The organism is Allokutzneria oryzae (genome assembly GCF_042429765.1).
Lineage (GTDB): Bacteria > Actinomycetota > Actinomycetes > Mycobacteriales > Pseudonocardiaceae > Allokutzneria > Allokutzneria oryzae.
On the sequence record NZ_JBHLZU010000018.1, the window covers coordinates 569,640 to 593,221 of the forward strand.

Here is a 23,582-nt window from a genome sequence, read left to right on the forward strand (position 1 = left end):
TTCCTGAACAGGGCTGAAAGCGTTGGGGTGTGCGGGTCTAGTCCGGGAGCCGAACCGGCATCAGCAGGTAGACGTAGCCGGGAAGCACGTCGCCGTCCTCGCCGACCGGCTTGATCAGGGCCGGCCGCTTGGAGCTGGTGAACTCCAGCTGGGCGCGGTCGGTGTGCAGCGCGCCGAGACCGTCGAGCAGGTAGCCCGGGTTGAACGCGATGGTCAGCGGCTCACCGGTGAGCTCGACGGCGAGCTCCTCCTCCGCGCTGCCCTCGTCGTCGCCGCCCGCGGTCAGCCGCAGACCGGACTCGCTGAACTCCAGCCGCACCTGGGTGCCGCGCTCGGCGACCAGGGACACGCGCTTGATCGCCTCGACCAGCTTGGCCACCTCGATGACCGCGGCCGCGTTGTGCTCGCTGGGCAGCAGCTGGCGGTACTTGGGGAACTCCGCGTCCAGCAACCGGGTGGTGGTGCGGCGGCCGGAACCGGCGAGACCGAGCAGTCCGTCGGTCGAGCCGAGCGAGAGCTCGATCTTGTTGCCGGAGCCACCGAGGGTCTTGGCGGCGTCGGCCATGGTGCGCGCCGGGACCAGCACGGCGGTCTCCACCGAGCCCGACGGCTCCCACTCGAACTCGCGCATGGCGAGCCGGAAGCGGTCGGTGGCGACGAGGGTGAGCTTGGAGTCGGCGATCTCCAGCCGGACACCGGTCAGCATCGGCAGGGTGTCGTCCTTGCCCGCGGCCACGGCGACCTGGCTGACCGCCCCGGCGAAGACCTCGGCCTGGAGCAGCCCGGCCAGCTGCGGCATGTTGGGCAGCGACGGGTAGTCCTCGACCGGCATCGTCGGCAGGCTGAACTTCGAGCTGCCGCAGGTGATGGTGACGCGGCTGCCGTCGACGGCGATCTCGACGGGCTGGTTGGGCAGCGACTTGGTGATGTCGGCCAGCAACCGCCCGGAGACCAGGGTCTTGCCCCCGGTCGCGACCATCGCCGGGACTCCGACCTGGGCGGAGACCTCGTAGTCGAAGCCGGAGATGGTCAGGGTTTCGCCGGCGTCCTCAGCCGAGCCCGCGTCCAGCAGCACTCCGCCGAGGACCGGCACCGGAGGCCGGGACGGGAGGCTGCGAGCGACCCAGGCGACGGCGTCGGCAAGACCGTCGCGCTCGACGCGGATCTTCATGGGCGTCCTTTCGGGGTTCGGCACGCGTCACCGAGGCGGCGACGGGGCAACCACGCGTTTTCCGGGCACCGCGCCGACTCTGGTGATCCACACCGCCAATAAACCTCGAAGAGCCGAACGTGAGGCCGAGGGCGGCTGGGACCGGCGAGCGACCGGCGGCTGGTGTGCGGTGGCACCACGGTAGAGCGTCAGCGGCGCGCGCGTCATCTCGGCCCGGACGTCCCCGAGCCCCTCGGGGAGCCGGTCATCCCCAGATCCCCAGCCCCCTGTTTCTTCTTTGTTTTTCTCTTCGAGAAGAAAACCAACAGCAGTAATAGGGGCTGTGGATTGTGTGGACAGCCACCGTTTCCGCAGCTCCGAGCGGGTTCTCTGATGTGGATCGTCCATGCCATGGACCAGTGGATAACTCGGGCCGGGTGTGGATGGATCTTCTTGCGGCGACCGCAATCCACATCTGTCCCCAGCTGTCCACAGATCGCTCCCCAGATGTGGGTGGGGTTGTACCCAGGTTCCGCACAGGCCCAGCGTGGCCCGGATCTCCCTGGATGGGGGACAAAATCGGCAACTTTTCTGGGGTGGTTGGACCGTTCGGCGGCCCACAGGGTCAATAAAAAAGCCGCCCCCTGACTGAGGGACGGCTGTCGCCGAGGCGCGTCGGCGGGTGGTTTCTCCGGGTGTGGGTTACGGGACGAGGGCGTGCGTCGGCCCGGCTTCAGTCGCCAGGAGACAGGGGATCACACCCCGCCGGAACGCCGGAAGGCCGGTCTCGACCATGCCCGGTGGCGCGCTCCCCAGCCTGAATAAAGGTCGGACGGCGGGTGCGGAGACGAGCTGGGGCGACCCCGGCACGCGTGGGACCGTCAGTCGAGACGTGAGGTCGGTGCGGGGGTGGTGACGCGCGCGGGGGTCAGCCCCTGGCGCGCAGCTTGATCCGGGAGGTCAGCTCCTGGACCTGGTCGTAGGTGCGACGGCGCTCCGCCATCTCCTTGCGGATCTTCTTGTCCGCGTGCATGACCGTGGTGTGGTCGCGGCCGCCGAAGGTCTGCCCGATCTTCGGCAGTGACAGGTCGGTGAGCTCGCGGCACAGGTACATGGCGATCTGCCTGGCCCCGGCCAGTGCCTTGGTCTTGCCGGGCCCACAGAGGTCGTCGATGGTCAGCGTGAAGAACTCCGCGGTGACCGCCATGATCGTCGGCGCGGTGATCTCCGGTGCGTGCGAGTCCGGGATCAGGTCGCGCAGCACGATCTCGGCCAGCTGGGTGTCGACCTGCTGCCGGTTGAGCGAGGCGAAGGCCGTCACCCTGATCAGCGCGCCCTCGAGCTCGCGGATGTTGCGCTCGACCCGCGCCGCGATGAACTCCAGCACCTCGGCGGGCACGTTCAGCCGGTCCTGGGCCGCCTTCTTGCGCAGGATCGCGATCCGGGTCTCCAGCTCGGGCGGCTGGACATCGGTGATCAGACCCCACTCGAAGCGGGTGCGCAGCCGGTCCTCCAGCGTCTCCAGCCGCTTGGGCGGCCGGTCGGAGGAGACCACGATCTGCTTGTTCGCGTTGTGCAGCGTGTTGAAGGTGTGGAAGAACTCCTCCTGCGTGCCTTCCTTGCCCTCCAGGAACTGGATGTCGTCGACGAGCAGGATGTCGACGTCGCGGTAGCGCCGCTGGAAGGCGACCTTGCGGTCGTCGCGCAGGGAGTTGATGAAGTCGTTGGTGAACTCCTCGGTCGAGACGTAGCGCACCCGCATCCCGGGGAACAGGCGCTGGGCGTAGTGCCCGACCGCGTGCAGCAGGTGGGTCTTGCCCAGCCCGGACTCGCCCCAGACGAACAGCGGGTTGTACGCCCGCGCCGGCGCCTCGGCCACCGCGACCGCGGCCGCGTGGGCGAAGCGGTTGGAGGCGCCGATGACGAAGGTGTCGAAGGTGTACTTCTCGTTGAGCTTGGTCTGCGACTTCGGCGGGCCGTGCCGGGGCGCGGTGAACGGCTGGCCCGCCAGACCGCCCTCGGGCGCCTGGCCGTTGAAGGTCGGCCAGATCTCGTTGACCGTCGCCAGCGCCTCGCGCTCCTCGTCGACCTCCTCCTCGCCGTCGTCGGTGATGACGGGCAGCGGGCGGGTGATCTCGGAGGCGGACTCCGGCGGCACCTGGAGGCCGGGGCCCGCGTTGATCCCGGGCGGCGGGCTCACCACGGGCGCGCTCGGCTGCGCGGTGTCGACCTTGACCGCGAGCGAGACGGTTCCGCCGAGGTGCCGGGACAGGGCCGCGGTGATCGGGCCGCGCAGGCTGCGCTCGATGGCGTCCTTGGCGAAGTCGCTCGGCGCTGCGAGCAGCGCGGTGCCGTCAAGCAGGCCGATCGGCCTGGTGATCTGCATCCACGCACGCTGCTGCCTGGTCAGAGTGCCAGCGGAAAGCTCCTGGACGACCCGGTCCCAGATGAGACCCAGATCGTGGTTGTCGGACACTGCCGGGCTCCCCTCCCCTCATTCGCACGCGACCCGTCGGGCCGGCGGGATCCACCCGCCTGCCCGAACCCGAGTCGCGACCACGGGGTCGGCGAGGATAAGGGCGTCCACAGGATTATCCACAACTGTGCATGAAGGTACGGCGGCGTACTCCGCTGGCCCGAACGGACCCCGGTTGGCGATGCGGCCCGAGGGTCTGCCGTGGGTGTCCGACAGGGTTCGCGGAGCCTGGTCCCGAAGCGCGGACAGGCACGCTAGCAACGTGGGCCGCGAGTCACAAGGGCGGGCCCGCGATCGGCGGCGGGGAAGTCAACCGACCGTGTGCACTCCGTCGCTCGGTGGTGGCGGGTGCCCCCGGATTTGATGTGCGGATGGCCGGTGCGTACCCTCGAACGGTCTCCCGCTCGCAGCGGGGGCGTTGCGCTGCGCTCGTGGACCACGTGGTGGAGCACCTCGCGGAGCAACAACTTCCTTACCTCGGTAGGCGTGGGACGACCATAGACCTGCCTGTAAAGAGCAACCGGGAGATCCGTCCGTGAGCAAGCGCACCTACCAGCCCAACAACCGTCGTCGCGCCAAGACCCACGGGTTCCGGCTGCGTATGCGCACCCGCGCCGGCCGCGCCATCCTGGCTGCTCGCCGCCGCAAGGGACGCGCTGAGCTGTCGGCCTGACCGCCGGTACCGCCGTGCTCCCTGCGGTCTCCCGGCTGACTCGTCGCCAGGACTTCGGACTGGTGATGCGCCGGGGACGTCGCAGCGGACGCTCCCGGCTCGTGGTGCATGCCCTGGTGCCCGCACCCGAGCAGGAGGTGAGCATGGCCGGATCGGTTGACGCGATTCAGCCCACTCCAGACGGGGCCCTCCCGTCGCGAGTGGGCTTTGTCGTGAGCAAGGCCGTTGGCAACTCCGTCGTGCGGCACCGGGTCAGCCGCAGGCTCCGGCACCTGCTGGGGCCTCGGCTGGCGGAGCTGCCCGCGGGTTCCCAGCTGGTCGTCCGCGCGCTCGCGCCCGCGGCCGACGCCACGAGCGCCGAGCTCGCCGCCGATCTCGACGCGGCTTTGCGCAAGCTCGGCCGCACACCACGCGGACCGTCGTCATGACCGAGCACGAGCCACCCGAGGCCGACTCGGGCCGACCAGGTCTCGGCGGTCGCGTGCTGCTGCTGCCCATCCGCGGGTACCGCAGATGGATCTCTCCCCTGCTTCCCCCGTCCTGTCGCTTCTACCCAAGCTGCAGCACGTACGCCGTCGAGGCGATCACGGTGCACGGCGCGCTGAGGGGCTCCTGGCTCGCGGCTCGCCGGTTGCTCCGCTGCGGCCCCTGGCACCCTGGAGGCATGGACCCCGTTCCACCGCGCCGTGGGTCACGTGGCAGTGAGTCCACGGACCAGGAGCGGGTTCACCACACCCCCGCCGAGGAGTAACTTCGTGCTGGATTTCATCAACTACCCCGTGTCAGGCATCATGTGGGTCTGGCACAAGGTCTTCGGGGCTTTGTTCGGGCCGTCCAGTGGCTTTGCCTGGGCCCTGTCCATCATGTTCCTGGTCTTCACCCTGCGGGCGATCCTCTTCAAGCCGTTCGTGAAGTACGTGCGGTCGATGAAGCAGATGCAGGAGTTCGCTCCGCAGATGCAGAAGCTCCGCGAGAAGTACGGCAACGACCGTCAGCGGCTGGCCACGGAGATGCAGAAGCTCCAGGCCGAGCACGGCTTCAACCCGCTCGGCGGCTGCCTGCCGATGCTGGTGCAGATCCCGGTGTTCTTCGGTCTGACCAACGTGCTCCAGGGCTTCAAGGCCGGTGCGACGGAGAACTTCTTCTTCGGTGCTGACGAGGTCAAGTCCTACCTCGCCGCCAAGCTGTTCGGGGCGAACTTCTCCTCCTCGCTGACCGCGACCGCGGAGACGCTCGCCCAGTACGGCACGGACCGCAACACCCAGATCTTCGTGACGATCCCGATCATGATCGTCGCGAGCGCCCTGACGCACCTCACCTCGCGGCACTCGGTGGCGCGGCAGAACCCCGCCGCCGCCAACCAGCAGACCGCGATCATGAACAAGCTGGCTCTCTACGTCTTCCCGCTCGGCGTGCTCGTCGCCGGTCTCTTCCTCCCCATGGGCATGCTGCTCTACTGGCTGAGCAACAACCTCTGGACGCTGATGCAGCAGTACGTGGTGTACCACCGCATCGACCGCGAGGAAGAGGAGAAGAAGCAGGCCGCGATCTCCAAGCGGCAGAACCTCGCCCCGAAGCCGGGCCAGAAGCCGGTGCGCAAGCGCCCCGCGGCGGACACCACCGCGAAGGTCGTCGACGGTGGCGTCGACGGGACCGAGAAGCCAGCCGACAAGCCCAAGCCCGCAGCGAACGGCTCTGCTCCCGCGAAGAAGGACTCCGCCCAGGCCGAGCCGGGCACCGTCCCTGGGATCATCGAGGACCGTTCGCGCGGCAAGAAGCAGAGCCGCAAGCGCCGCTGAGGCGGCTGCCAGTTGAGAGGAGAAACCGTGTCGGAGACCTTGCAGGCCGCGGACGCGGACGTGCGGACCGACGCCACCGGTTCTGCCGCTGAGGCCGAGAGCGGCGAGTCGCTGCTCGTGCGCGAGGGCGACGTCGCCGGGGATTACCTGGAGCGGTTGCTCGACCTGCTCGACTACGACGGCGACATCGACCTCGACGTCGAGGCCGGCCGTGCCGTGGTGAGCATCGACGGCGGTGACGACCTGGAGAAGCTGGTCGGTCGCCGCGGCGAGGGCCTGGAGGCGCTGCAGGAGCTGACGCGCCTCGCGGTGCAGCAGTCGACCGGGGTCCGCAGCCGCCTCATGCTCGACGTGGCGGGCTGGCGCGCCAAGCGCCGCGAGGAGCTCAGCGAACTCGGCCGCTCCACGGCGGAGAAGGTCCTGGAGACCGAGAAGTCGATCCGGATGCGGCCGATGACGCCGTTCGAGCGCAAGGTCGTGCACGACGCGGTCGCCAGCGTCTCCGGAGTGCACAGCGAGAGCGAGGGCGAGGAGCCCAACCGTCGCGTGGTGGTGTTCCGCACCTCCTGACGGAGAACGCCAAGAAGGGCCCCGTGGTCACCGACCACGGGGCCCTTCTGTGTTCCGGGAACCCCGGACGAAGGAACTGGTGAAGGAATCGCCGCACGGACGGCCCCTCGGCTTGACCGCCTCACCCACACCGGAGGAACCTTGAAATCGGGGGATCCCGCATCGGGCGAAAGCCACCCTCGCTGCGCGGCGCGTAACGAGGTTCACCCACGCTCGCGCTCCGCTTCCCTTCTCGCTCCGAACCCGTGATGCTTGACCGAGTGGCCGCTGGCGCCGGTCGCCAGTACCGCGGAGGCGCGATGAAGCGGCTCACCGGTCGTGGACGGTGAGCCGGAGGACGTGGCCCCGGGCGGACCCTCGATACTCGTTTCACGTGAAACACGTCGGCGCTGCCGTGGCGCAGTGGCCATGTTTCACGTGGAACGCAACCGCTAGCAGGAGAGAGATGAACGAAACCGAACAGCGTCCGTCCGCGCCCACACCCACCGGCCCCCCGCCCGGAGCGGATCAGGTGTTCGGGTCTCGACTGGACCTGGCGGTCCGGTTCCACGGGCTCCTGGCTCAGCGCGGTGTCGAGCTCGGCCTCATCGGTCCCCGCGAGGTCGAGCGGCTGTGGGACCGCCACCTGATGAACTCGGCAGTGATCGGCGACCTGTTCCCGCAGAACGCTCGCGTGGTCGATGTTGGCTCGGGTGCGGGCCTGCCGGGAATCCCGCTCGCCATCGCGCGCCCGGATCTCCGGCTGACCCTGCTGGAGCCGATGGCGCGCCGCGTCGGCTGGCTGGAGGACGTGGCGGACGAGCTCGGCCTGTCCTCGGTCACCGTGGTGCGCGGCCGGGCCGAGGAGAAGGTGGTGCGCCAGAATCTCGGTGGCGCCGATGCGGTGACTGCCCGCGCGGTCGCTCCCCTGGCCAAGCTCGCGGGCTGGTGCCTGCCGTTGCTGAGGACCGGCGGTCAGCTGGTCGCGCTGAAGGGGGCCAGTGCCGCCGAGGAGGTCGAGCGGGACGCCGTGGCGGTGAAGGCGGCGGGTGGTGGCGTCGCCGAGGTGGTCGCCCGCGGCGGCGAGGTGCTGGAGGTGCCCACGACCGTCGTGCTCGTGCAGCGGGTCGAGGTTGAACGCGGTCGCGACGCGCGGCGTCGCAGGAGGAAGGAACGGTGAGCGTGTCACCGGAGTCGACGGGTCGCCGACGGAGGCGGGCCTCCCGGTCGCAGGACGGAGCGGTGGATGTTCCACGTGAAACAGTGGGTTCGTACGGGGCGCACAGCGCGCCGAATGCCGGAGAGGGGCAACACGCGGTGACGACCTCCGACCAGTTCTCCGGGTGGACCCCGATCGCCGAGGAGGCCGCGCGGGCCACCAAGGTGCTCCACCCCGACGCCCAGCAGCTCCCCCAGCCCAGCCAGCGACGCATCATGACCGTCGCCAACCAGAAGGGCGGCGTCGGCAAGACGACCAGCACGGTCAACCTGGCCGCCGCCTTGGCCATCCACGGCCTCAAGGTGCTCGTGATCGACCTGGACCCCCAGGGCAACGCGAGCACCGCACTGGGCGTCGAACACCGATCCGGCACCCCGTCCATCTACGAGGTGTTGATCGGTGAGATCTCCGTGTCCGACGCGGCGGCAGTCAGCAGCCAGTCCGACAACCTGTTCTGCGTCCCGGCCACGATCGACCTGGCGGGCGCGGAGATCGAGCTCGTTTCCATGCCCAACCGCGAGGGGCGGCTCAAGGAGGCACTCTCCCCCGAGGCGCTGGACGAGCTCCGGCCGGACTACGTCTTCATCGACTGCCCGCCCTCGCTCGGCCTGCTCACGGTCAACGCGCTCGTGGCCGCGCGCGAGGTGCTCATCCCGATCCAGTGCGAGTACTACGCGCTGGAGGGGCTCGGCCAGCTGCTGCGCAACATCGAGCTCGTCCAAGCACACCTGAACCCCTCGCTGGACGTCTCCACGATCCTGCTGACGATGTACGACGGGCGCACCAAGCTGGCCGACCAGGTCACCTCGGAGGTCCGGGCGCACTTCGGAGATCACGTCCTCAAAACGGTTATCCCCCGAAGTGTGAAGGTCTCGGAGGCGCCGGGCTTCGGACAGACCGTGCTCGCTTACGATCCGGGTTCACGTGGAGCGATGAGCTACCTCGACGCCGGGCGCGAGCTGGCCATCCGGGGCACGCAGATGGAGCAGACATGAGCGAACGGAAAGGCGGCCTCGGACGAGGGCTCGCCGCCCTGATTCCCAGCGGTCCCCCGGCCGGAGCCGCCACGGCCACGGCGCCGACCGGTGCGGTCGCCGTGGCCAGTCGTGACGGCGCCAAGGCCGAGGAGCACGGCGGCCAGGTCGCGGGCGCGGTCTACCGCGAGGTGCCGATCTCGTCGATCAAGACCAACGCGAAGCAGCCGCGCCAGGTCTTCGACGACGAGGCGCTCGCCGAGCTGGAGCACTCGATCCGCGAGTTCGGCCTGATGCAGCCGATTGTGGTGCGCGAGCTGTCCCGCAACTCCTATGAGCTCGTCATGGGTGAGCGGCGGCTGCGGGCCTCGAAGCAGGCCGGGCTGGACAAGATCCCGGCCATTGTTCGGCAGACAGCCGATGACGCGATGCTCCGGGACGCGCTGCTGGAGAACATCCACCGCGTCCAGCTGAACCCGCTCGAAGAGGCGGCCGCCTACCAGCAGCTGCTGGAGGAGTTCGAGGTCACCCACGAGGAGCTCGCCTCGCGGATCGGCCGCAGCCGGCCGGTCATCACCAACATGATCCGGCTGCTGAAGCTCCCCCTCCCCGTGCAGCGGCGGGTCGCCGCGGGGGTGCTCTCCGCCGGACACGCGCGTGCGCTGCTCGGCTTGGAGGACTCCGGCGGTCAGGAGGAGCTGGCGGCCAGGATCGTCGCCGAGGGGATGTCGGTGCGGGCCACCGAGGAGGCGGTCACCCTCGCCAAGAGCGAGCAGCCCGCCAAGCCCAAGCCCGCTCCCCGCAAGCCGATGCACGCACCGGGTCTCCAGGACCTCGCCGAGCGGCTGTCGGACAGTTTCGACACTCGGGTGAAGGTCGAACTCGGCAAGCGCAAGGGCCGGATCGTGGTCGAGTTCGGCTCAGTGGACGACCTGGAGCGCATCGTCGCGATGATGCAGCCGAATGGGGCAAATCGGACGCAGAACGGGTCCTAGGCGTCACACCGGGCTGTTTTGTCACGGTGACGAAACCGAAAAAGGGGCCTCCGGACGCGCGAAGCGTCCGGAGGCCCCTTCGGTGTTTCTCAGCCGCGCGAGACGGCCTTCTCGACGAGTCCGGCGAAGACCTCGCCGAGCGAGAGCCCTGCCGCCTCCACCGCCATGGGGAGCAGTGAGGTCTCGGTCAGTCCCGGCGAGACGTTCACTTCGAGGAAGTGAACCGTGCCGTCGGCGGTGACGATCGCGTCCGTCCGCGAGACGTCGCGGAGGCCGAGCAGCCGGTGCGCCGCGACGGCCAGCTCCCCCACCGCCTTCGCCTCGGCCTCGGAAAGCCGCGCCGGGGCGTGGTAGTGCGTCAGCCCGGCGGTGTAGCGCGCGGCGTAGTCGTACAGGCCGCTCTCCGGAACGATCTCCACCGCGGGCAGGGCGACGGGGCCGTCCGGGCCGTCGACGACGCTCACCGCGACCTCGACGCCTTCGACATAGCGCTCGGCCATCACGGTGTCCCCGTAGGCCAGGCACCCGACCATCGCGGCGGGCAGCTCGGCGGCTTCCCGCACCACGCGCGCGCCCAGCGCGGAGCCACCCTGGTCCGGCTTGAGGATCAACGGCAGCCCGAGCCGGTCCACCAATGAGTCGAGCACCGCCTGTGCCCCGAGCACCCGGAAGGTGCTGTGCGGCAGCACCACCCAGTCCGGCGTCGCCAGCCCGGCACGGGCGAGCTCCGCTTTGGCGGTCGGCTTGTCCCACGCCCTGCGGCACGCCTTCGAGTCCGTGCCGACGAACGGAACGCCGGTCAGCTCCAGCACGGACTGCACCGCGCCGTTCTCACCCTCACCACCGTGCAGCGCGACCACCACAGCGTCGGGCCGAGAGCTCCGCAGACGGCTCAGCAGCGTGCCGTCGGCGTCCCACTCCTCCACGACCAGTCCGGTGCCGCGTAGCGCCGCTGAGAGCCTGCGTCCCGAACGCAGCGAGACCTCGCGCTCGTGCGAGAGCCCGCCGGACAACACGGCGATCCAGCGATCCGACACTCGTACTCCTCGATCTTGTCGCGGTGGAAAACACGTCCACCGCCTGTGGACAGGTCGACCCGAAGCTGTGGACAACCCGCCCCAGGCGGTGGACAACTGTGGACAACCTCGCTCAGGCCGTGTCCGGCGAGGGCGACTGCGGGCCGCTCACCTGCCGCGTTGTCACAGTGCCGAAGGTGCGCAGCAGTTCGAGCTCACCCTCCAGCACGGTGGCCAACCTGCGCACACCCTCCCGGATGCGCTCCGGCGTCGGGTAGCAGAAGGACAGCCGCATCTGCCTGGTGCCGAAACCGTCGCCGTAGAACGCGGTACCCGGCACGTAGGCGACCCGCTGGGTCACCGCCCTCGGCAGCATCGCCTTGGTGTCGATGCCCTCCGGCACGGTCAGCCACACGTAGAAGCCGCCGTCCGGCCTGGTCCAGGTGCACCCCGCGGGCAGGTGCTGTTCGAGCGCGGTCAACATCGCGTCCCGCCGCTCGCGGTAGGCCTGCTGGTAGACCTTGATCTGGCCCTTCCAGTCGTGCTTGGCCAGGTACTTCGCGACCACCGCCTGGGTGATCGTCGGCGGGCACAGCGTGGCGGACTCGGCGGCGAGCACCAGCTTCTCCCGCACCGCGTGCGGGGCCAGCGCCCAGCCCACCCGCAGGCCCGGCGCGAAGGTCTTGGAGAACGAGCCCAGGTACACCACGTTGTCGGGCTCGCTCGCCCGCAGCGCCGGATAGGTCTGCCCGTCGAAGCCGAGCAGGCCGTACGGGTTGTCCTCGATGACCAGCACGTCGTGCTCGGCGCAGATCCGCAGGATCTCCGGGCGGCGCTCCACGGAGAGGGTCACGCCGCCGGGGTTGTGGAAGTTGGGGATGGTGTAGAGGAACTTCACCCGACGGCCGCTCGCGTGCACGGCGTCGAGAGCGGCGCTGAGCGCGGACGGGACCAGCCCATCGTCGTCGACCTCGACGTGCACGACCTCGGCCTGGTAGGCGGTGAACGTGCCGAGCGCGCCCACATAGGACGGCGCCTCGGCGAGCACCACGTCGCCCGGGTCGCAGAAGATCCTGGTGACCATGTCCAGCGCGCTCTGCGAGCCGACGGTGACCACGACGTCGTCGGGGTGCGCCGAGATGCCCTCCAGCGCCATGACCTCGCAGATCTGCTCGCGCAGCTGCGGGATTCCCTGGGCGGAGCCGTACTGGAGGGCCTGCTGGCCCTCGGTGGTGATGAGCTCGGCGACGTCGGAGGCCAGCGAGTCCATCGGCAGCGCGGCCAGGTAGGGCATGCCGCCCGCGAGCGAGACGACCTCGGGCCTGCTGGCGACGGCGAACAGTGCGCGGATCTCCGACGCGGTCATGCCGGCGGTGCGCGCCGCGTAGCGCCGAACGTGCGGGTCGAGGCTGCGACCTGCCGCAGCTGCCACAACCGGAGGGTTGCTTTGCTGATCAGGTCCCTGTCCCGGTAGGTTCATGCGGCGCTCCCTGGGGCCATGCACACCGACAACGTCGGTCTAGTCTAAAAAGACGCCAGTGCGGATGGTCCCACCATGCTGGTTATGTCACTTTCGGCAGTGGGCTTGGCGCGCCTATGCTGGTAACCGTTCTCGTCTTCTGGCGAGTGACGTCCTTCTGCGGGGAGGTCAGGTGTCGCGACGCGTCGACAGCGTCACGCTGGACAACCTGGACCATCTGCCTCGGCACTGCCGTGGCTGTGTGTTCTGGGAGCTGGCCCCGCATATCAAGGAACAGGCCGAGGAGTTCGGCCAGACCGAGCTGGAGAAGGAAGCCTGGGTTTCCAGCGTCCTGCTGGAGTGGGGCTCCTGCGGCCGGATCGTCTACAGCGACAACGTGCCCGCCGGTTTCGTGCTCTACGCGCCGCCGAACGCCGTTCCGCGCGCCGCCGCCTTCCCCACCGCCCCGGTCAGCCCCGACGCGGTGATGCTCACCTCGCTGAAGGTGCTCCCCGAGTTCGAGGGGACCGGCCTCGGCCGGATGCTGATCCAGGCGGTCGCCAAGGACCTGACCCGGCGTGGTGTGAAGGCGATCGAGGCATTCGGCCGCGCCCAGGAGAAGGACAAGGACAGCTGCGTCGTCCCGGCGGACTTCCTGGTCAGTGTCGGGTTCAAGACGGTTCGGCAGCACCCGCGCTGGCCGCGGCTGCGCCTGGAGCTGCGCACCGGCCTGACCTGGAAGGAAGACGTCGAGGCCGCCCTTGAGCGGCTGCTCGGCGAGGTCAGCATCACCAGCACCGCCACGATCTCCGAGTCCAGCCTGCGCTGAGACCGCACGAAGAAGCCCCCGGCCTCAAGGCCGGGGGCTTCTTCGTGGTCGTCAGGCCGAGTCGGCCTTGGCCAGCTCGTACTGCAGCAGATCCTTGAAGGTGAACGTGCCGGTGGGCTGGTCGTTCTCACCGAGCAGGTACAGCCGCTTCACCGCGACGAGGATGCCCTCGGCCACGATGTCGCGGAACGCCGGGTCGAGCAGGCGACGGCGGTCGGCCTCGTTGGTCAGGTAGCCCACCTCGACGCGCACCGCCGGGCAGCGGGTCAGCCGCAGCGTCTCCCACGTCTTGGGGTGCGTGCGCCCGTCGAGCAGGCCGGTGCGCGTGGCGACCTCGCGCTGGATGAAGCCGGCGAGCGCCTCCCCCACCGTGGACGACGTGGTCCCCTGCCCCGTGCCGAAGTGGTAGGTCGAGAGCCCCTCGGCCAGCGGCGAGCGGTTGGCGTCGGTGTGCAGCGACAGGAACAGGTCCGCGCCCGCCTTGTTGGCGAACTGGGCGCGGTCGGCCTCGGCGGGGCACACCTGCTCGCCACGGGAGAGCAGCGCTTCCATCCCGGTGGCGACCATGCGGCCCTCAAGCCTGCGGGCGAGGTCCCAGACCAGGTCGGCCTCGGCGACACCCGCGACGAACACACCGCGGTCCTGGCCGCCGTGGCCCGGGTCGATGACGATGCGCTTGCCACTGAGGCGGGGGCCGGAGTTGCGCAGGTTCTCCTGCTCGCGCAGGAAGACCTGGCGACCGCCCCTGGCACGCGGGGAGAGCTGGCGCAGCGCGCGCAGCGTGCCGGGACCGCACATGCCGTCCACGACCAAGCCGTAGTCGCGCTGGAAGTTGCGCAGCGCGTGCTCGGTCTGGCTGCCGAAGACACCGTCGGCACGGCCGGCGTTGTAGCCGAGCTCCAGCATTTTCTCCTGGAGCGTGTAGACGTCGTCGCCGCACATGGGGTTCGACACCAGATAGGCCAGGTTACGGTCACCGAGGCGCCAGCGAGCGTCGCAGAGGCTGCGGTAGGTCGCGGGGCCGACGATGCCGTCGGTGATCAGACCGCGCTGCTGCTGGAAGGTGCGGACCGCGTGCTCGACGGCGCCGTCGAAGACGTCGGGGCGACCGGAGCCGTGAGCGGGGGGCAGCAGCTTCAGTGCGACGAGGGTGGCTCGGATCTCGGCAACGGCTGGACCATCGTCACCGCGGCGGAGCAGCAGCATGCACCCCTCGCTTGGAATTCGGGCGCCGAAAAATCGTGGCGCGGATCGTGAAAGTCCTATTGTGCCCTGCTGCCCGGAGCGTCCTACTTCGGGCTACAGGGAGTGGCCGAGTGCCCACAACAGGCGAACCCCGGCCCACCGTCTAAGACGGATCTCGGTGGGCCGGGGTTGCACGGGTGTCACGTTTCGCGGCGACCGTCGTCGATCGGACGGTCGATCAGATGTGGTCGGCGATCTCCTTGAGCAGCGCGGCCTTCGGCTTGGCACCGACGATGGTCTGCACCGGCTGGCCGCCCTTGAACAGGATCAGCGTGGGCACGGACATGATCTGGTAGTCCCGGGCGATACCCGCGTTGGCGTCGATGTCCAGCTTGGCGATGGTGAGCTGGTCCGACTTCTCGGCGGCGATCTCCTCCAGCACCGGCGCGACCATCTTGCACGGCCCGCACCAGGTGGCCCAGAAGTCCACCAGCACCGGCTTGTCGCTGTTCAGGACGTCGTTGGCGAAGCTCGCCTCGGTCACGGTCACGGTGTTCGCCATGTTCTCTCCTGTGTAATCGCTGCGCGGTCTGGTCAGTTCGCGGCCGCGGGGACTGCTTCCTCGGCGTGGGTGTGCTCGGCGAGCCAGCGCTCGGCGTCGATCGCGGCCGAGCAGCCGGAGCCCGCGGCCGTGATGGCCTGGCGGTAGGTGTGGTCGACGAGGTCACCGCAGGCGAAGACGCCGTCGATCTTGGTGGCGGTGCTGGGGTGCCGCACGTCGACGTAGCCGTCGGCGTCGGTGTCCACCTGGCCGCGGACCAGCTCGCTGCGCGGGTCGTGCCCGATCGCCACGAACAGGCCGGTCACCGGCAGCAGGGACTCCTCACCGGTCACGGTGTCGGTGGTCCGCACGCCGGTCACGCTGGACTCGCCGATCACCTCGGTGACCGCGGCGTTGGTCAGCCACTTGATCTTCTCGTTGGCCCGCGCGCGCTCCAGCATGATCCGCGAGGCGCGGAACTCCTCCCGCCGGTGGATGATCGTCACCGAGCGGGCGAAGCGGGTCAGGAAGGTGGCCTCCTCCATCGCCGAGTCACCGCCGCCGACGACGGCGATGTCCTGGTCGCGGAAGAAGAAGCCGTCACAGGTCGCGCACGCCGACACACCGCGGCCGAGCAGCGCCTGCTCGCCGGGAACGTGCAGGTAGCGGGCGGCCGCGCCCATCGCGAGGATGATCGCGCGGGCCTGGTGGCGCACGCCGTTGGCCACGACCGTCTTGACCTCGCCGGCCAAGTCGATCTCCTCGACGTCCTCCGCCCGCAGCTCGGCGCCGAAGCGCCCGGCTTGGGCGCGCATCTGCTCCATCAGGTCAGGACCCATGATGCCGTCGCGGAAGCCGGGGTAGTTCTCCACCTCGGTGGTGGTCATCAGCGCACCGCCGAACTGGCTGCCTTCGAACACCAGCGGGTCCAGCTGGGCGCGTGCCGCGTAGACGGCCGCGGTGTATCCGGCCGGGCCGGAACCCACGATGATCAGGTTTCGGACGTCTGCACTCACCTAGGGCCTCCGCGTCTGGCTGATCTCCCGGTACTCGGGCTCAACGCGATCCTAGGTGTGGCTGTTCCCGCCACCGTTCACGTCACAGTGAACGGCGGCGAACTCACCTGCCGACGGTCTTCTCAGCGATCTTGTCCGGGTTGCTCGCGGAGCAGCTCGGCCCCACGACGAGCAGCCGAAGCCGACCCACCTGGGCCGGATCCCCCAGGACCAGCAGCACGCCCGGCTTGCCCTCCAGCGTGACCTGACGTCCCGCGAGCGGCGTTGTGGTTGGCGGGTAGCCGTTGGCCTGCAGACAGGCCGTGAGCTTCGTCCTGTCGGCCAGCGGGCCGTAGTCCGTCGACCCGCCGACACCGGGCGGGAGCGCCCCGAGGTCCGAGTCCTTCAACGCCAGGGGCCCGTCCCCAGACCCCGGCGTTGTGGGACTCGCGCCGTTGCCGGGACTCTGCCCGGCCTGCGGGGTGCCGACGGTCACGTTGTTCGGCAGCGCGACCATGGCGACGCCGAAGACGGCCGCGGCGGCGACCAGCACGCCGGCGCCCCAGCCGATCCGTTGCCTGCGCTTGCGGCGGGCCGCGTCCAGCGAGACCACCTGGCCGCTCGGCTGCGCGGGCGGGGCGTCGCCAGCGGGCACCTGGAGGCCGACGTTCGCCATCGCGACGCGGACTTCCTGCTGGATGGCCGCCTCGATGCGGGCGGCGACCTCCGGCGGCATGGTCACCGGCGGCAGCGACCCGAGGTCCGTCATGGTCGCGTCGAGCGCCGCGAGCACGGCCTTGGCATCGGGGTCGGCCTCGACGCGGGGTCGTAGCTCGGCCTCGACCGAGGTGTCGAGCGCGCCCGCGTGGAGATCGGCCAAGAGATCAAGGGACCACGGCGGTCCCTCTGGCGTCCGTGAACGCCACTCGTTGCCGGTCATCGTCCCTCCTTTGGGCGCCGTGCCTGCCTGGCCCCAGCATCATGTGGGACGTTGACACCCGCATCGGGGTTCCGCAGGTGTCCTAGTACTTTGGCCAGTTTCCCCCGGCCTCGGGCGCATCTGCTCTTGACCGTGCCCTCCGCGATGCCCAGGATCTTCGCGGTCTCGGCGACGGAGTAGCCCTCGACGTCGACGAGCACGATCGCCGCGCGCTGTTCGGCCGGCAGTTCCGACAACGCCGACTGCACGGCGAGGGCTGTCTCGCGGTCGGCCATGGCATCCCTGGTGACCGCGGGTTCCCCCGGTCCGGTCTCCGGCAACGGCACGGTCGGTCTTGCCTGGCGGCGGCGGATCCGGTCGAGGCAGGCGTTCACCACGATCCGGTGCAGCCAGGTGGTCACCTGGGATTCGGCTCGGAAGGACCCGGCGGCCCGGAAGGCTGAGATGAATGCCTCCTGGAGCGCGTCGGCCGCCTCCTCGGGATCGCGGAGGGTGCGCAGGGCTACCGCCCACAACCGATCCCGATGCCTGCGCACCAACTCGGTGAACGCATGGGGATCGCCCGCGGCGTGTGCCGCTATGAGAGCACCGTCCGAACTGGCAGCGGCTGTCACGCGGCGAAGGATAACGTTCCACGTGAAACGCCGTTCACCCCGCCGGTGAGCTACTGGGCGCGGAGGAAGGTCAGCTCGGAGAGCTCGGAGACGTTGCGTCCCTCGCTGCCGGCCAGGCCGGTGATCCAGAGCAGCACGTACTTGGTGGCGCCGTCCGGGTTCAGCTGGATCTCGGTGTCGCCGGATGCGAGCGTCCCGGAACCGATGACCTTGGTGTTCTCCAGGGCGGCGTCGTCCGAGGTCGCGCTGCGCACCTCGACCGTGGTGCCGTCGCTCGGCGAGTCCACAACGACCTTGGCCAGCTTCACGGCCTCGTCGAAGGTCACCATCACGCCGACGCCCGGCTTGGGCGTGGGGAACGGCTGCCGGTAGGTCATGGTCTTCCAGCTCGACCGCGGGTCGCCGTCGATCACCCGCTTGATCCTGTTGACGTTGTCCGGCTCGCCGGAGACGTTGTAGACGCTCACCGAGGCCACTGGCACCGGCTCGCCCGCCTTGGGCGGGTTGTTCGCGGGCGCAGGCGGGTTGGCCCCGGACTGCTGGCCCGGGGTCGGGGTCGCGGACGGGGTGAACGCCACCGTCGGCCCGGAGTGGCTGGGCTGCTGCTGGAACAGGCCGATCACCTGGAAGGTCAGCCAGGTGAACACGCCGACCGTGGCCACGGCCAGCGCGGTGAAGCTCAGCGCCAGCTTGCGCCTGCGACCGCGCTTGTTCTTGGCGATGTCGTCGGCGGAGTCCAGCTGCTCGGCGGCCAGACGCTCCTCCTCCGCCTTGATGGCGGCGGCCTCGGCCTCGTCGGCCGCGGTCTGCTCCAGCACACGGAGGATCGCCGCGCCGGTGCGCAGACCGCCGATGCTCGTGTCCACGAGGCTGCGCACGGCGACCGTGGAGATCTCGTGCGGCAGCGTGGGCCGCAGCGTCCGCGGCGAGACCACCGTGCCGTCCGGACCGGTCGGGGCCGACGGCAGGTTGTTGGTGCCGTCGTGCAGCGCCCATCTGCCGGTGAGCAGCAGGTACAGCGCGGCGCCTAGGCCGCGGACGTCCTGGCGGGCGTCGGCTTCCGGGTGCGGACCCGGGAAGGCCAGCCGGAGCTTGCCCTCGGCGGTGACGCGGAGCCGCAGCGGGTGGTCGGTGCCGAGCACGAGACCGACGTGGTGCGCGGCCTCGACCGCGGCGGCCAGCGGTTCGAGCAGCTTCGACGCCGTGCCCGCCGGCAGCGGTCCCTCGGCCACCAGGTCGATCAGGTCGGTGCCCTGGGTCCACTCCGCGACCACGATGCCGTAGATGCCCTCGGCCGGGTCGAGGCCGTTGCCCTGCCACAGCACGTCGATCACCCGGGCGACGCCGGAGTGCGTGAAGCCCGCCTGGTGCATCGAGCGTTCCAGGGTGCGGCGGGCCCGCGAGGCGCTCTCGGGGTTGCGGGGGTCGCCGACGAGCAGGGTCAGCGCGACGTCCCGGCCGAGGGAGTTGTCCCTGCCCCGCCAGAACTGCGCGGGAACCCGGTTGTCGGCGCCGATACGCGTGAGCAACCGGTACCTGCCGCCAGCGATCGCGGCACCGGGTATCAGCGCCCCGGCCGCCTCCCGACGCGGTGCCTTGTGCTCGGACGGCGTGCCAGTCACCCCGCACTCTCCCTCTTGCCGCGCGCCGTCAAGGACGGCCGTCGCCCCAGCGTGCGCGGCCCGCTCGTTCGTTACTCAGGGTACGGGAAAAGCGCCGCTCACTTGCGGCGAACGATTCGGCCGATCCGGTTGAGCGCAGGGCGGAGCTCCTCGATGTCCAGCGCCGCAAGGACTGCGAAGGTGGCGAGGAGGCCGAGCGGACCGGCTGTGACAAGCGACACCACGGAGTACCAGTAGTTGGAGATCCCGACCGGAACGATCCAGTCGACGAGCACCGAGGCGCTGAACATGATCGAGCCACCGATCACCGTCGCGAACACCGCGAGCGCCACGCTCCGCAACGTCTTGCCCGTCTCCAGCCTGCCGAGCCGGATCCGCAGCCAGATGTCGCCGATCACCCAGCCGACGACGAAGGTGAACGAGTTGATCGTGGCGAGGCCGAGTACGACGTCCTCCGGGGCGAGCAGCTTCGGGCACAGCAGGATCGCCGGGATCTTGAACGCCATCATCATCAGCATGATCAGCGCGGGGGTGCGTGCGTCCTTCATCGCCTGGAACACCCGCATCTGCAGCAGGTTCACGGCGTACGGCAGCAGGCCGAACGCGGACACCGCGAGCGTGGTGCCCAGGTTGTACGCCTGGTCGTAGGAGGTCTTGCCGAGGTTGAAGATCGAGACGCCGATGTCGCTGCCGATGACGGTGAGTGCGCCGCTGACCGGGACCAGCATCAGCGCCATCAGCCGGGTGCCGAGGCCGAGGTCGCCGACGACCGCCTTGATGTTGCCGTCCGCGGCGTTGCGGCTCATCCTCGGCATGATCGCCGTCAGCAGCGAGACGCCGAGGATGCCGTACGGCAGCTGGAACAGCTGCCACGCGAGGCTGTACTGGGTCAGCGAGCCGTTCGCGGCGGCGGTGGCCACCCGGGTGTTCACGACGATGCCGACGATGCCGAAGATCGCGTACAGCGAGGTCCAGCCCGCCAACCCGGCGAACTCGGTCAGCCGCTTGTCCCAGCCCCAGCGCCAGCGGAACCGCACACCTACCCGGCGCATCGCCGGGAGCATCACGAACGCCTGCACCGCGATCCCGAGTGTGGTGCCCGCGCCCAGCACGAGCAGGTGCGCGTCGGTCATCCGCACCGGGTTGAGGGTCAGCTCCCCCGGCAGCAGCGCGTAGACACCGAGGGTGACCACGACGACCACGTTGTTCATCACCGGCGCCCACGCGGTCGGGCCGAAGACCCCCCGCGCGTTGAGCACGGCCATGAACAGCGCGCCGATCGCGAAGAACACGATCTCCGGCAGCAGCAGGTAGGCGAACGCGGTCGCCAGCTCCGGGTTCGCCTTGTTGGTCGAACCGTCGACGTAGATCTTGGTGAGCAGCGGGGCGCAGGCGACGGCAACGACGGTCGCCCCGGCCGCCAGCACCGGGCCCATGGTCAGCAGTCGCTGCGTGTACGCCAGGCCGCCGTCCGCGTCGTCCTTCTGCGCCCGCACCAGCAGCGGGACCAGGACGCTGGTGAGCACGCCGCCGAGCAGCAGCTCGTAGATCTGCAGCGGGACGGTCAGCGCCGCGTTGTAGGAGTCGGTGATGACGCCGGAGCCGATGATCCACAGGAGCAGGGCGCGCGAACCGAACCCGGTGATCCGGCTGACCAGGGTGGCGATCGCCATCGAACCGCTGGCCTTGGCCAGCGAGGGCTCGGGCTTGGCGACGGCCGGGATCGGGGCCGCGCCGTTCGCGCCTGCCGTACTGGCGGTCATCAGGTGCCTTCCGCTTGCGAGACTCGCTCGTTCATGTCCTCGACCGGCTTCTTCGCGGTCGGGCCATAGCGCAGCCGCTTGTACACGCGCATGCCCATCATCCCGACCATCAGGGCACCGGCCGTGAGCGTGATGCCCAGGGTGATGTTCCCGTACGCGGTCGAGCGCAGCGTCAGCCGCTTCGCGTGGCCGAGCGGCAGGCCCTTCGGCTGGGTCGGCGTCGTCAGCCACGCGTCGACGGTGAACTGCCCGGACCGGCTGACCTCGGCCTTGACCTTGACCTGGCGGCCCCCGCCCGGGGCCAGGGTCTCCTCGACCGACTCGGTGCGCAGGCCCGGGGTGTCGGAGAAGTTCAGCCGCACCTTCACCGTGACCGGCAACCGGTTGAGCAGCGTCAGCGGCAGCGGGCTCGACGAGGAGGCCAGCGCGTACGCGCTCGGCGGCTCGACCAGGTCGACCCCGCCGGTCAGCGCGGCGACCTGGTCCATGACCTCGGTGTTCGCCACCTGCCCGCCGATGGGGTCGTTGCGCCACGCCGAGGACATCGCGCGGAGCAGGCCGAGCTGGAGCGGGTCGGTCAGCTCGCTGGGCCGGATCTTCCGCGCCGCGTCCTCGTCCATGTAGTTCAACATGTCCCGCACGGTGTTGCGGGCGTCGAGCACCTTGCCGGTGAGTTCGGGCGAGATCTCGTCCGCGCTGGCCTGCTGCGGGTAGTTCAGCGGCACCGTGCGGCCGGGGTTGAACACGGCGGCGAGGTCGGTCAGCCGCTTCGGCTTCGCCAGGCGCTCGCCGTCGATCAGCTGGGCGGTCGCGCGCAGCAGCTCGGAGAGCTCCTCGGTCGACTCCGTCCACCGCCTCGGCGGGGTGACCAGCACACTGCCACCGGTCTTGCCGACGACCCCGGCCCGGTAGGCGATCGCGGCCAGCGCGTTCTGCATGCGCAGGGAGCCGCTCTGGCCCGCCCGGTCGAACGCGGTGTTCACCACGGGGTCGGCGATCAGCACGCTCGGCCCGGTCTGCACGCCCTCCTTGGCGGCGGTGACCCGGACCGGCTGCTGGGCGGGGGGGTTCTGCTGCAGCCCGCGCTGGTCCATCACCACGACGGTCTCGTCGAGGTCGGCGAGCGCCCTGGTGTCCAGTACACCGTCGGCAGGCCACGCCACGTGCTGCAGCGGCACGGCGCTCAGCGCCTGGGTGACGATCGCGTCCTTCTCCCTGGCCAGCTTCTCCAGGTCCGTGAGCCCGGCCCTGGACAGCGCGACCAGGTCGACGTCGGCGAAGGGCAGCGTGAGCACGCAGCGGCCCTGCACCACGTCCTTGAGCCGGTCCAGCCACTGCCGCGCCGCGGGCAGCGGCGGGCGTTCGACCTGGTGCTCACCGCTGCGGACGGCGTACGGCTCCGTCATCGCCTGCACGGTGTCGATCAGGTCGGGGTCGATGGCGAAGCACAGCGTGCTGCCGATCGGGGAGTACCTGGGCGCCGCCTCCTCGACGGCCTCGACCAGGTTGGACAGTCTGCCGCCCGGCGGGAGCGCCTTGGCCAGCTCGTCGTCCCGCAGCACCCTGCGCTTGTCGGCGCGGGTGACCGGCAGCATGTGCGGCCGGTCCAGGATCGGCCAGATCATGGTGATCGTCGCGGGCGACGGCGGCTGCGCGACCGCTCCTCCCGGCGTGCCGAGCACGGGCAGCAGCATCCGGCTCTCGGCGATCCGGGTCTGGCCGCCGTACTCCGGGACGCCGTTGAGGTTGACCAGCATCGGGTACACGCCCGGCGCGGTGATCCGCAGCGCCTCCAGCGCCACCTCGAACTCCACCCGCGCGCTCTGCCCGGGGTCGAGCCCGTCGGAGACCCTGGTCCAGCGCGACGCCTGGTCGGTGGCGATCGTTCCGGTCAGCGCCGCCTGGGCCTTCTCGTCGGAGGCCAGCAGCTGGCCGACCTGGAGCCTGCCCTCGATCCGGCTGACCCTGCGGTCGCTGATGTTGGTCAGCCTGCCGGTGACCTTGATCGTCGGGGTGTTCGCGGTGACCACGCGCGGCGTCAGCGCGTCGAGGTCGAGCCGTCCGTGCTTGGGCGCGTCCGCGCCGGCGTCGGTCGTCCGCTGCGCGTGCGCGAACGGCGCCGACGTGAGTAGGAAGGCAGCCACTCCCAGGGCTGCGAACAGGCGTTTCACGCCGACTCCTGGCCATCGCTCAGCAGCTCGGCCGCCCGGCGCACCAGTCGGCGCTCGTCGACGTACGCGAGCTGTGCGTCCAGCTCACCCAGCGGCACCCACGCCACCTCGGTGACCTCCACGTCCTCGTCAGAAAGCTCTCCGCCCACCGCCTCCATCAGGAAGTGGTGCACGGTCTTGTGCACTCGCCGGTCGTCGGCGACGAACCAGTAGTCGATCGTGCCGATCGGCATCAGGATCCTGCCCCGGATGCCGGTCTCCTCGGAGACCTCGCGCACGGCGGCCTGCTCGGCCGTCTCCCCCACCTCGATGTGGCCCTTCGGCAACGACCACAGCAGTCTGCCCCTGCGGTCGAGTCTGCCGATGAGCGCGGCGTTCGCGCGTTGCCCGTCGAGCACGAGCCCGCCCGCCGAGACCTCGTCAACGGTGCGCAGGGACCGTCTCCGGGATCTTCGGTTCCGCCGTCCCGGCTTGGTACCGCCGGAACGGCCGGAAGAAGATGGCATACCGGCGATGGTAGTGGCGGGTCGAGCTGGTCATGACGAGCCGCGAGGCGAGCTCGGCCACTGCCATATGCTCGCTTCTCGTGTCCGGACCAGCTGCCCCCTCCGA

The 23,582-nt window shown here is 70.0% G+C and carries 22 protein-coding genes; 9 read left to right on the forward strand and 13 right to left on the reverse strand.

The window, feature by feature from the left end:
- Window positions 1–37 precede the first annotated feature (37 nt).
- Entirely contained in the window at window positions 38–1,171 is a 1,134-nt protein-coding gene (gene dnaN, locus ACFFQA_RS21880; protein WP_377855146.1) for a DNA polymerase III subunit beta, read from the reverse strand.
- 907 nt (window positions 1,172–2,078) lie between these two features.
- Window positions 2,079–3,626, reverse strand: coding sequence for a chromosomal replication initiator protein DnaA (dnaA, locus tag ACFFQA_RS21885; RefSeq protein ID WP_377855149.1), 1,548 nt, complete (start codon window positions 3,624–3,626; stop codon window positions 2,079–2,081).
- A 535-nt stretch (window positions 3,627–4,161) separates the two neighbouring features.
- Between dnaA and rpmH the strand changes: the two genes are divergently transcribed.
- The 8 genes from rpmH (at window position 4,162) to ACFFQA_RS21925 (ending at window position 9,835) form a co-directional block, all read left to right on the forward strand.
- On the forward strand, window positions 4,162–4,299 hold the full coding sequence (gene rpmH / locus ACFFQA_RS21890) for a 50S ribosomal protein L34 (protein ID WP_030427886.1): 138 nt from the start codon (window positions 4,162–4,164) through the stop codon (window positions 4,297–4,299).
- A gap of 14 nt (window positions 4,300–4,313) precedes the next feature.
- A complete protein-coding gene (gene rnpA, locus ACFFQA_RS21895; protein ID WP_377855152.1) occupies window positions 4,314–4,727 on the forward strand; it encodes a ribonuclease P protein component in 414 nt (137 codons plus the stop codon).
- On the forward strand, window positions 4,724–5,050 hold the full coding sequence (yidD, locus tag ACFFQA_RS21900) for a membrane protein insertion efficiency factor YidD (protein WP_377855155.1): 327 nt from the start codon (window positions 4,724–4,726) through the stop codon (window positions 5,048–5,050). Before rnpA ends, yidD begins: the two co-directional genes overlap by 4 nt.
- A gap of 4 nt (window positions 5,051–5,054) precedes the next feature.
- The gene (gene yidC / locus ACFFQA_RS21905; RefSeq protein ID WP_377855158.1) at window positions 5,055–6,098 is read left to right on the forward strand and encodes a membrane protein insertase YidC; all 1,044 of its coding nucleotides are present in this window, start codon (window positions 5,055–5,057) and stop codon (window positions 6,096–6,098) included.
- A gap of 27 nt (window positions 6,099–6,125) precedes the next feature.
- Window positions 6,126–6,668 carry a Jag family protein gene (locus tag ACFFQA_RS21910; protein WP_377855161.1) on the forward strand — a complete coding sequence of 181 codons (543 nt, stop codon included), beginning with the start codon at window positions 6,126–6,128 and terminating at the stop codon, window positions 6,666–6,668.
- A gap of 445 nt (window positions 6,669–7,113) precedes the next feature.
- Window positions 7,114–7,827 (forward strand): 16S rRNA (guanine(527)-N(7))-methyltransferase RsmG, encoded by a 714-nt coding sequence (gene rsmG, locus ACFFQA_RS21915; protein WP_377855164.1) that lies wholly within the window; start codon window positions 7,114–7,116, stop codon window positions 7,825–7,827.
- A 137-nt stretch (window positions 7,828–7,964) separates the two neighbouring features.
- Entirely contained in the window at window positions 7,965–8,861 is an 897-nt protein-coding gene (locus ACFFQA_RS21920; protein ID WP_377855167.1) for a ParA family protein, read from the forward strand.
- On the forward strand, window positions 8,858–9,835 hold the full coding sequence (locus ACFFQA_RS21925) for a ParB/RepB/Spo0J family partition protein (protein WP_377855170.1): 978 nt from the start codon (window positions 8,858–8,860) through the stop codon (window positions 9,833–9,835). The genes ACFFQA_RS21920 and ACFFQA_RS21925 overlap by 4 nt, the downstream gene beginning before the upstream one ends.
- 89 nt (window positions 9,836–9,924) lie before the next feature.
- Here ACFFQA_RS21925 and ACFFQA_RS21930 read toward each other — a convergent pair whose 3' ends face one another.
- The gene (locus ACFFQA_RS21930; RefSeq protein WP_377855173.1) at window positions 9,925–10,872 is read right to left on the reverse strand and encodes a D-alanine--D-alanine ligase family protein; all 948 of its coding nucleotides are present in this window, start codon (window positions 10,870–10,872) and stop codon (window positions 9,925–9,927) included.
- Window positions 10,873–10,984: 112 nt separating this feature from the next.
- The gene (locus ACFFQA_RS21935; RefSeq protein WP_377855176.1) at window positions 10,985–12,331 is read right to left on the reverse strand and encodes an aminotransferase-like domain-containing protein; all 1,347 of its coding nucleotides are present in this window, start codon (window positions 12,329–12,331) and stop codon (window positions 10,985–10,987) included.
- Between the two features lie 172 nt (window positions 12,332–12,503).
- On the opposite strand from ACFFQA_RS21935, the gene ACFFQA_RS21940 reads away from it, so the two are divergent.
- The gene (locus tag ACFFQA_RS21940; RefSeq protein ID WP_377855179.1) at window positions 12,504–13,139 is read left to right on the forward strand and encodes a GNAT family N-acetyltransferase; all 636 of its coding nucleotides are present in this window, start codon (window positions 12,504–12,506) and stop codon (window positions 13,137–13,139) included.
- 51 nt (window positions 13,140–13,190) lie between these two features.
- Here the strand turns inward: ACFFQA_RS21940 and ACFFQA_RS21945 are convergent, their stop codons facing one another.
- The 9 genes from ACFFQA_RS21945 to ACFFQA_RS21985 form a co-directional block, all read right to left on the reverse strand.
- Window positions 13,191–14,345, reverse strand: coding sequence for an N-acetylmuramoyl-L-alanine amidase (locus ACFFQA_RS21945; RefSeq protein ID WP_377855181.1), 1,155 nt, complete (start codon window positions 14,343–14,345; stop codon window positions 13,191–13,193).
- A gap of 217 nt (window positions 14,346–14,562) precedes the next feature.
- Window positions 14,563–14,886 carry a thioredoxin gene (trxA, locus tag ACFFQA_RS21950; RefSeq protein WP_377855184.1) on the reverse strand — a complete coding sequence of 108 codons (324 nt, stop codon included), beginning with the start codon at window positions 14,884–14,886 and terminating at the stop codon, window positions 14,563–14,565.
- A gap of 32 nt (window positions 14,887–14,918) precedes the next feature.
- A complete protein-coding gene (trxB, locus tag ACFFQA_RS21955; RefSeq protein WP_377855187.1) occupies window positions 14,919–15,881 on the reverse strand; it encodes a thioredoxin-disulfide reductase in 963 nt (320 codons plus the stop codon).
- Window positions 15,882–15,984: 103 nt separating this feature from the next.
- Window positions 15,985–16,800, reverse strand: coding sequence for an RsmA family anti-sigma factor (locus tag ACFFQA_RS21960; RefSeq protein WP_377855190.1), 816 nt, complete (start codon window positions 16,798–16,800; stop codon window positions 15,985–15,987).
- Window positions 16,797–17,414, reverse strand: coding sequence for an RNA polymerase sigma factor SigM (gene sigM / locus ACFFQA_RS21965; RefSeq protein ID WP_377855193.1), 618 nt, complete (start codon window positions 17,412–17,414; stop codon window positions 16,797–16,799). Before sigM ends, ACFFQA_RS21960 begins: the two co-directional genes overlap by 4 nt.
- Before the next feature lie 50 nt (window positions 17,415–17,464).
- Window positions 17,465–19,036, reverse strand: coding sequence for a protein kinase family protein (locus ACFFQA_RS21970; protein WP_377855196.1), 1,572 nt, complete (start codon window positions 19,034–19,036; stop codon window positions 17,465–17,467).
- 98 nt (window positions 19,037–19,134) lie between these two features.
- Window positions 19,135–20,799 (reverse strand): murein biosynthesis integral membrane protein MurJ, encoded by a 1,665-nt coding sequence (gene murJ / locus ACFFQA_RS21975; protein WP_377855199.1) that lies wholly within the window; start codon window positions 20,797–20,799, stop codon window positions 19,135–19,137.
- Window positions 20,799–22,970, reverse strand: a complete 2,172-nt coding sequence (locus ACFFQA_RS21980) for a DUF6049 family protein (protein WP_377855202.1) — start codon at window positions 22,968–22,970, stop codon at window positions 20,799–20,801. The genes murJ and ACFFQA_RS21980 overlap by 1 nt, the downstream gene beginning before the upstream one ends.
- Window positions 22,967–23,476: an NUDIX hydrolase gene (locus ACFFQA_RS21985; RefSeq protein WP_377855205.1), complete on the reverse strand. Its 510-nt coding sequence runs from the start codon at window positions 23,474–23,476 to the stop codon at window positions 22,967–22,969. The genes ACFFQA_RS21980 and ACFFQA_RS21985 overlap by 4 nt, the downstream gene beginning before the upstream one ends.
- Window positions 23,477–23,582: the final 106 nt, after the last annotated feature.

Bases quoted from the DNA above. Each gene is read 5' to 3' on its own strand.
- dnaN (WP_377855146.1), bottom strand. From the start codon at position 1,171: ATGAAGATCCGCGTCGAGCGCGACGGTCTTGCCGACGCCGTCGCCTGG.
- yidD (WP_377855155.1), top strand. From the start codon at position 4,724: ATGACCGAGCACGAGCCACCCGAGGCCGACTCGGGCCGACCAGGTCTC.
- rsmG (WP_377855164.1), top strand. From the start codon at position 7,114: ATGAACGAAACCGAACAGCGTCCGTCCGCGCCCACACCCACCGGCCCC.
- ACFFQA_RS21925 (WP_377855170.1), top strand. From the start codon at position 8,858: ATGAGCGAACGGAAAGGCGGCCTCGGACGAGGGCTCGCCGCCCTGATT.
- ACFFQA_RS21935 (WP_377855176.1), bottom strand. From the start codon at position 12,331: ATGAACCTACCGGGACAGGGACCTGATCAGCAAAGCAACCCTCCGGTT.
- ACFFQA_RS21945 (WP_377855181.1), bottom strand. From the start codon at position 14,345: ATGCTGCTGCTCCGCCGCGGTGACGATGGTCCAGCCGTTGCCGAGATC.
- trxA (WP_377855184.1), bottom strand. From the start codon at position 14,886: ATGGCGAACACCGTGACCGTGACCGAGGCGAGCTTCGCCAACGACGTC.
- ACFFQA_RS21960 (WP_377855190.1), bottom strand. From the start codon at position 16,800: ATGACCGGCAACGAGTGGCGTTCACGGACGCCAGAGGGACCGCCGTGG.
- murJ (WP_377855199.1), bottom strand. From the start codon at position 20,799: ATGACCGCCAGTACGGCAGGCGCGAACGGCGCGGCCCCGATCCCGGCC.
- ACFFQA_RS21985 (WP_377855205.1), bottom strand. From the start codon at position 23,476: ATGCCATCTTCTTCCGGCCGTTCCGGCGGTACCAAGCCGGGACGGCGG.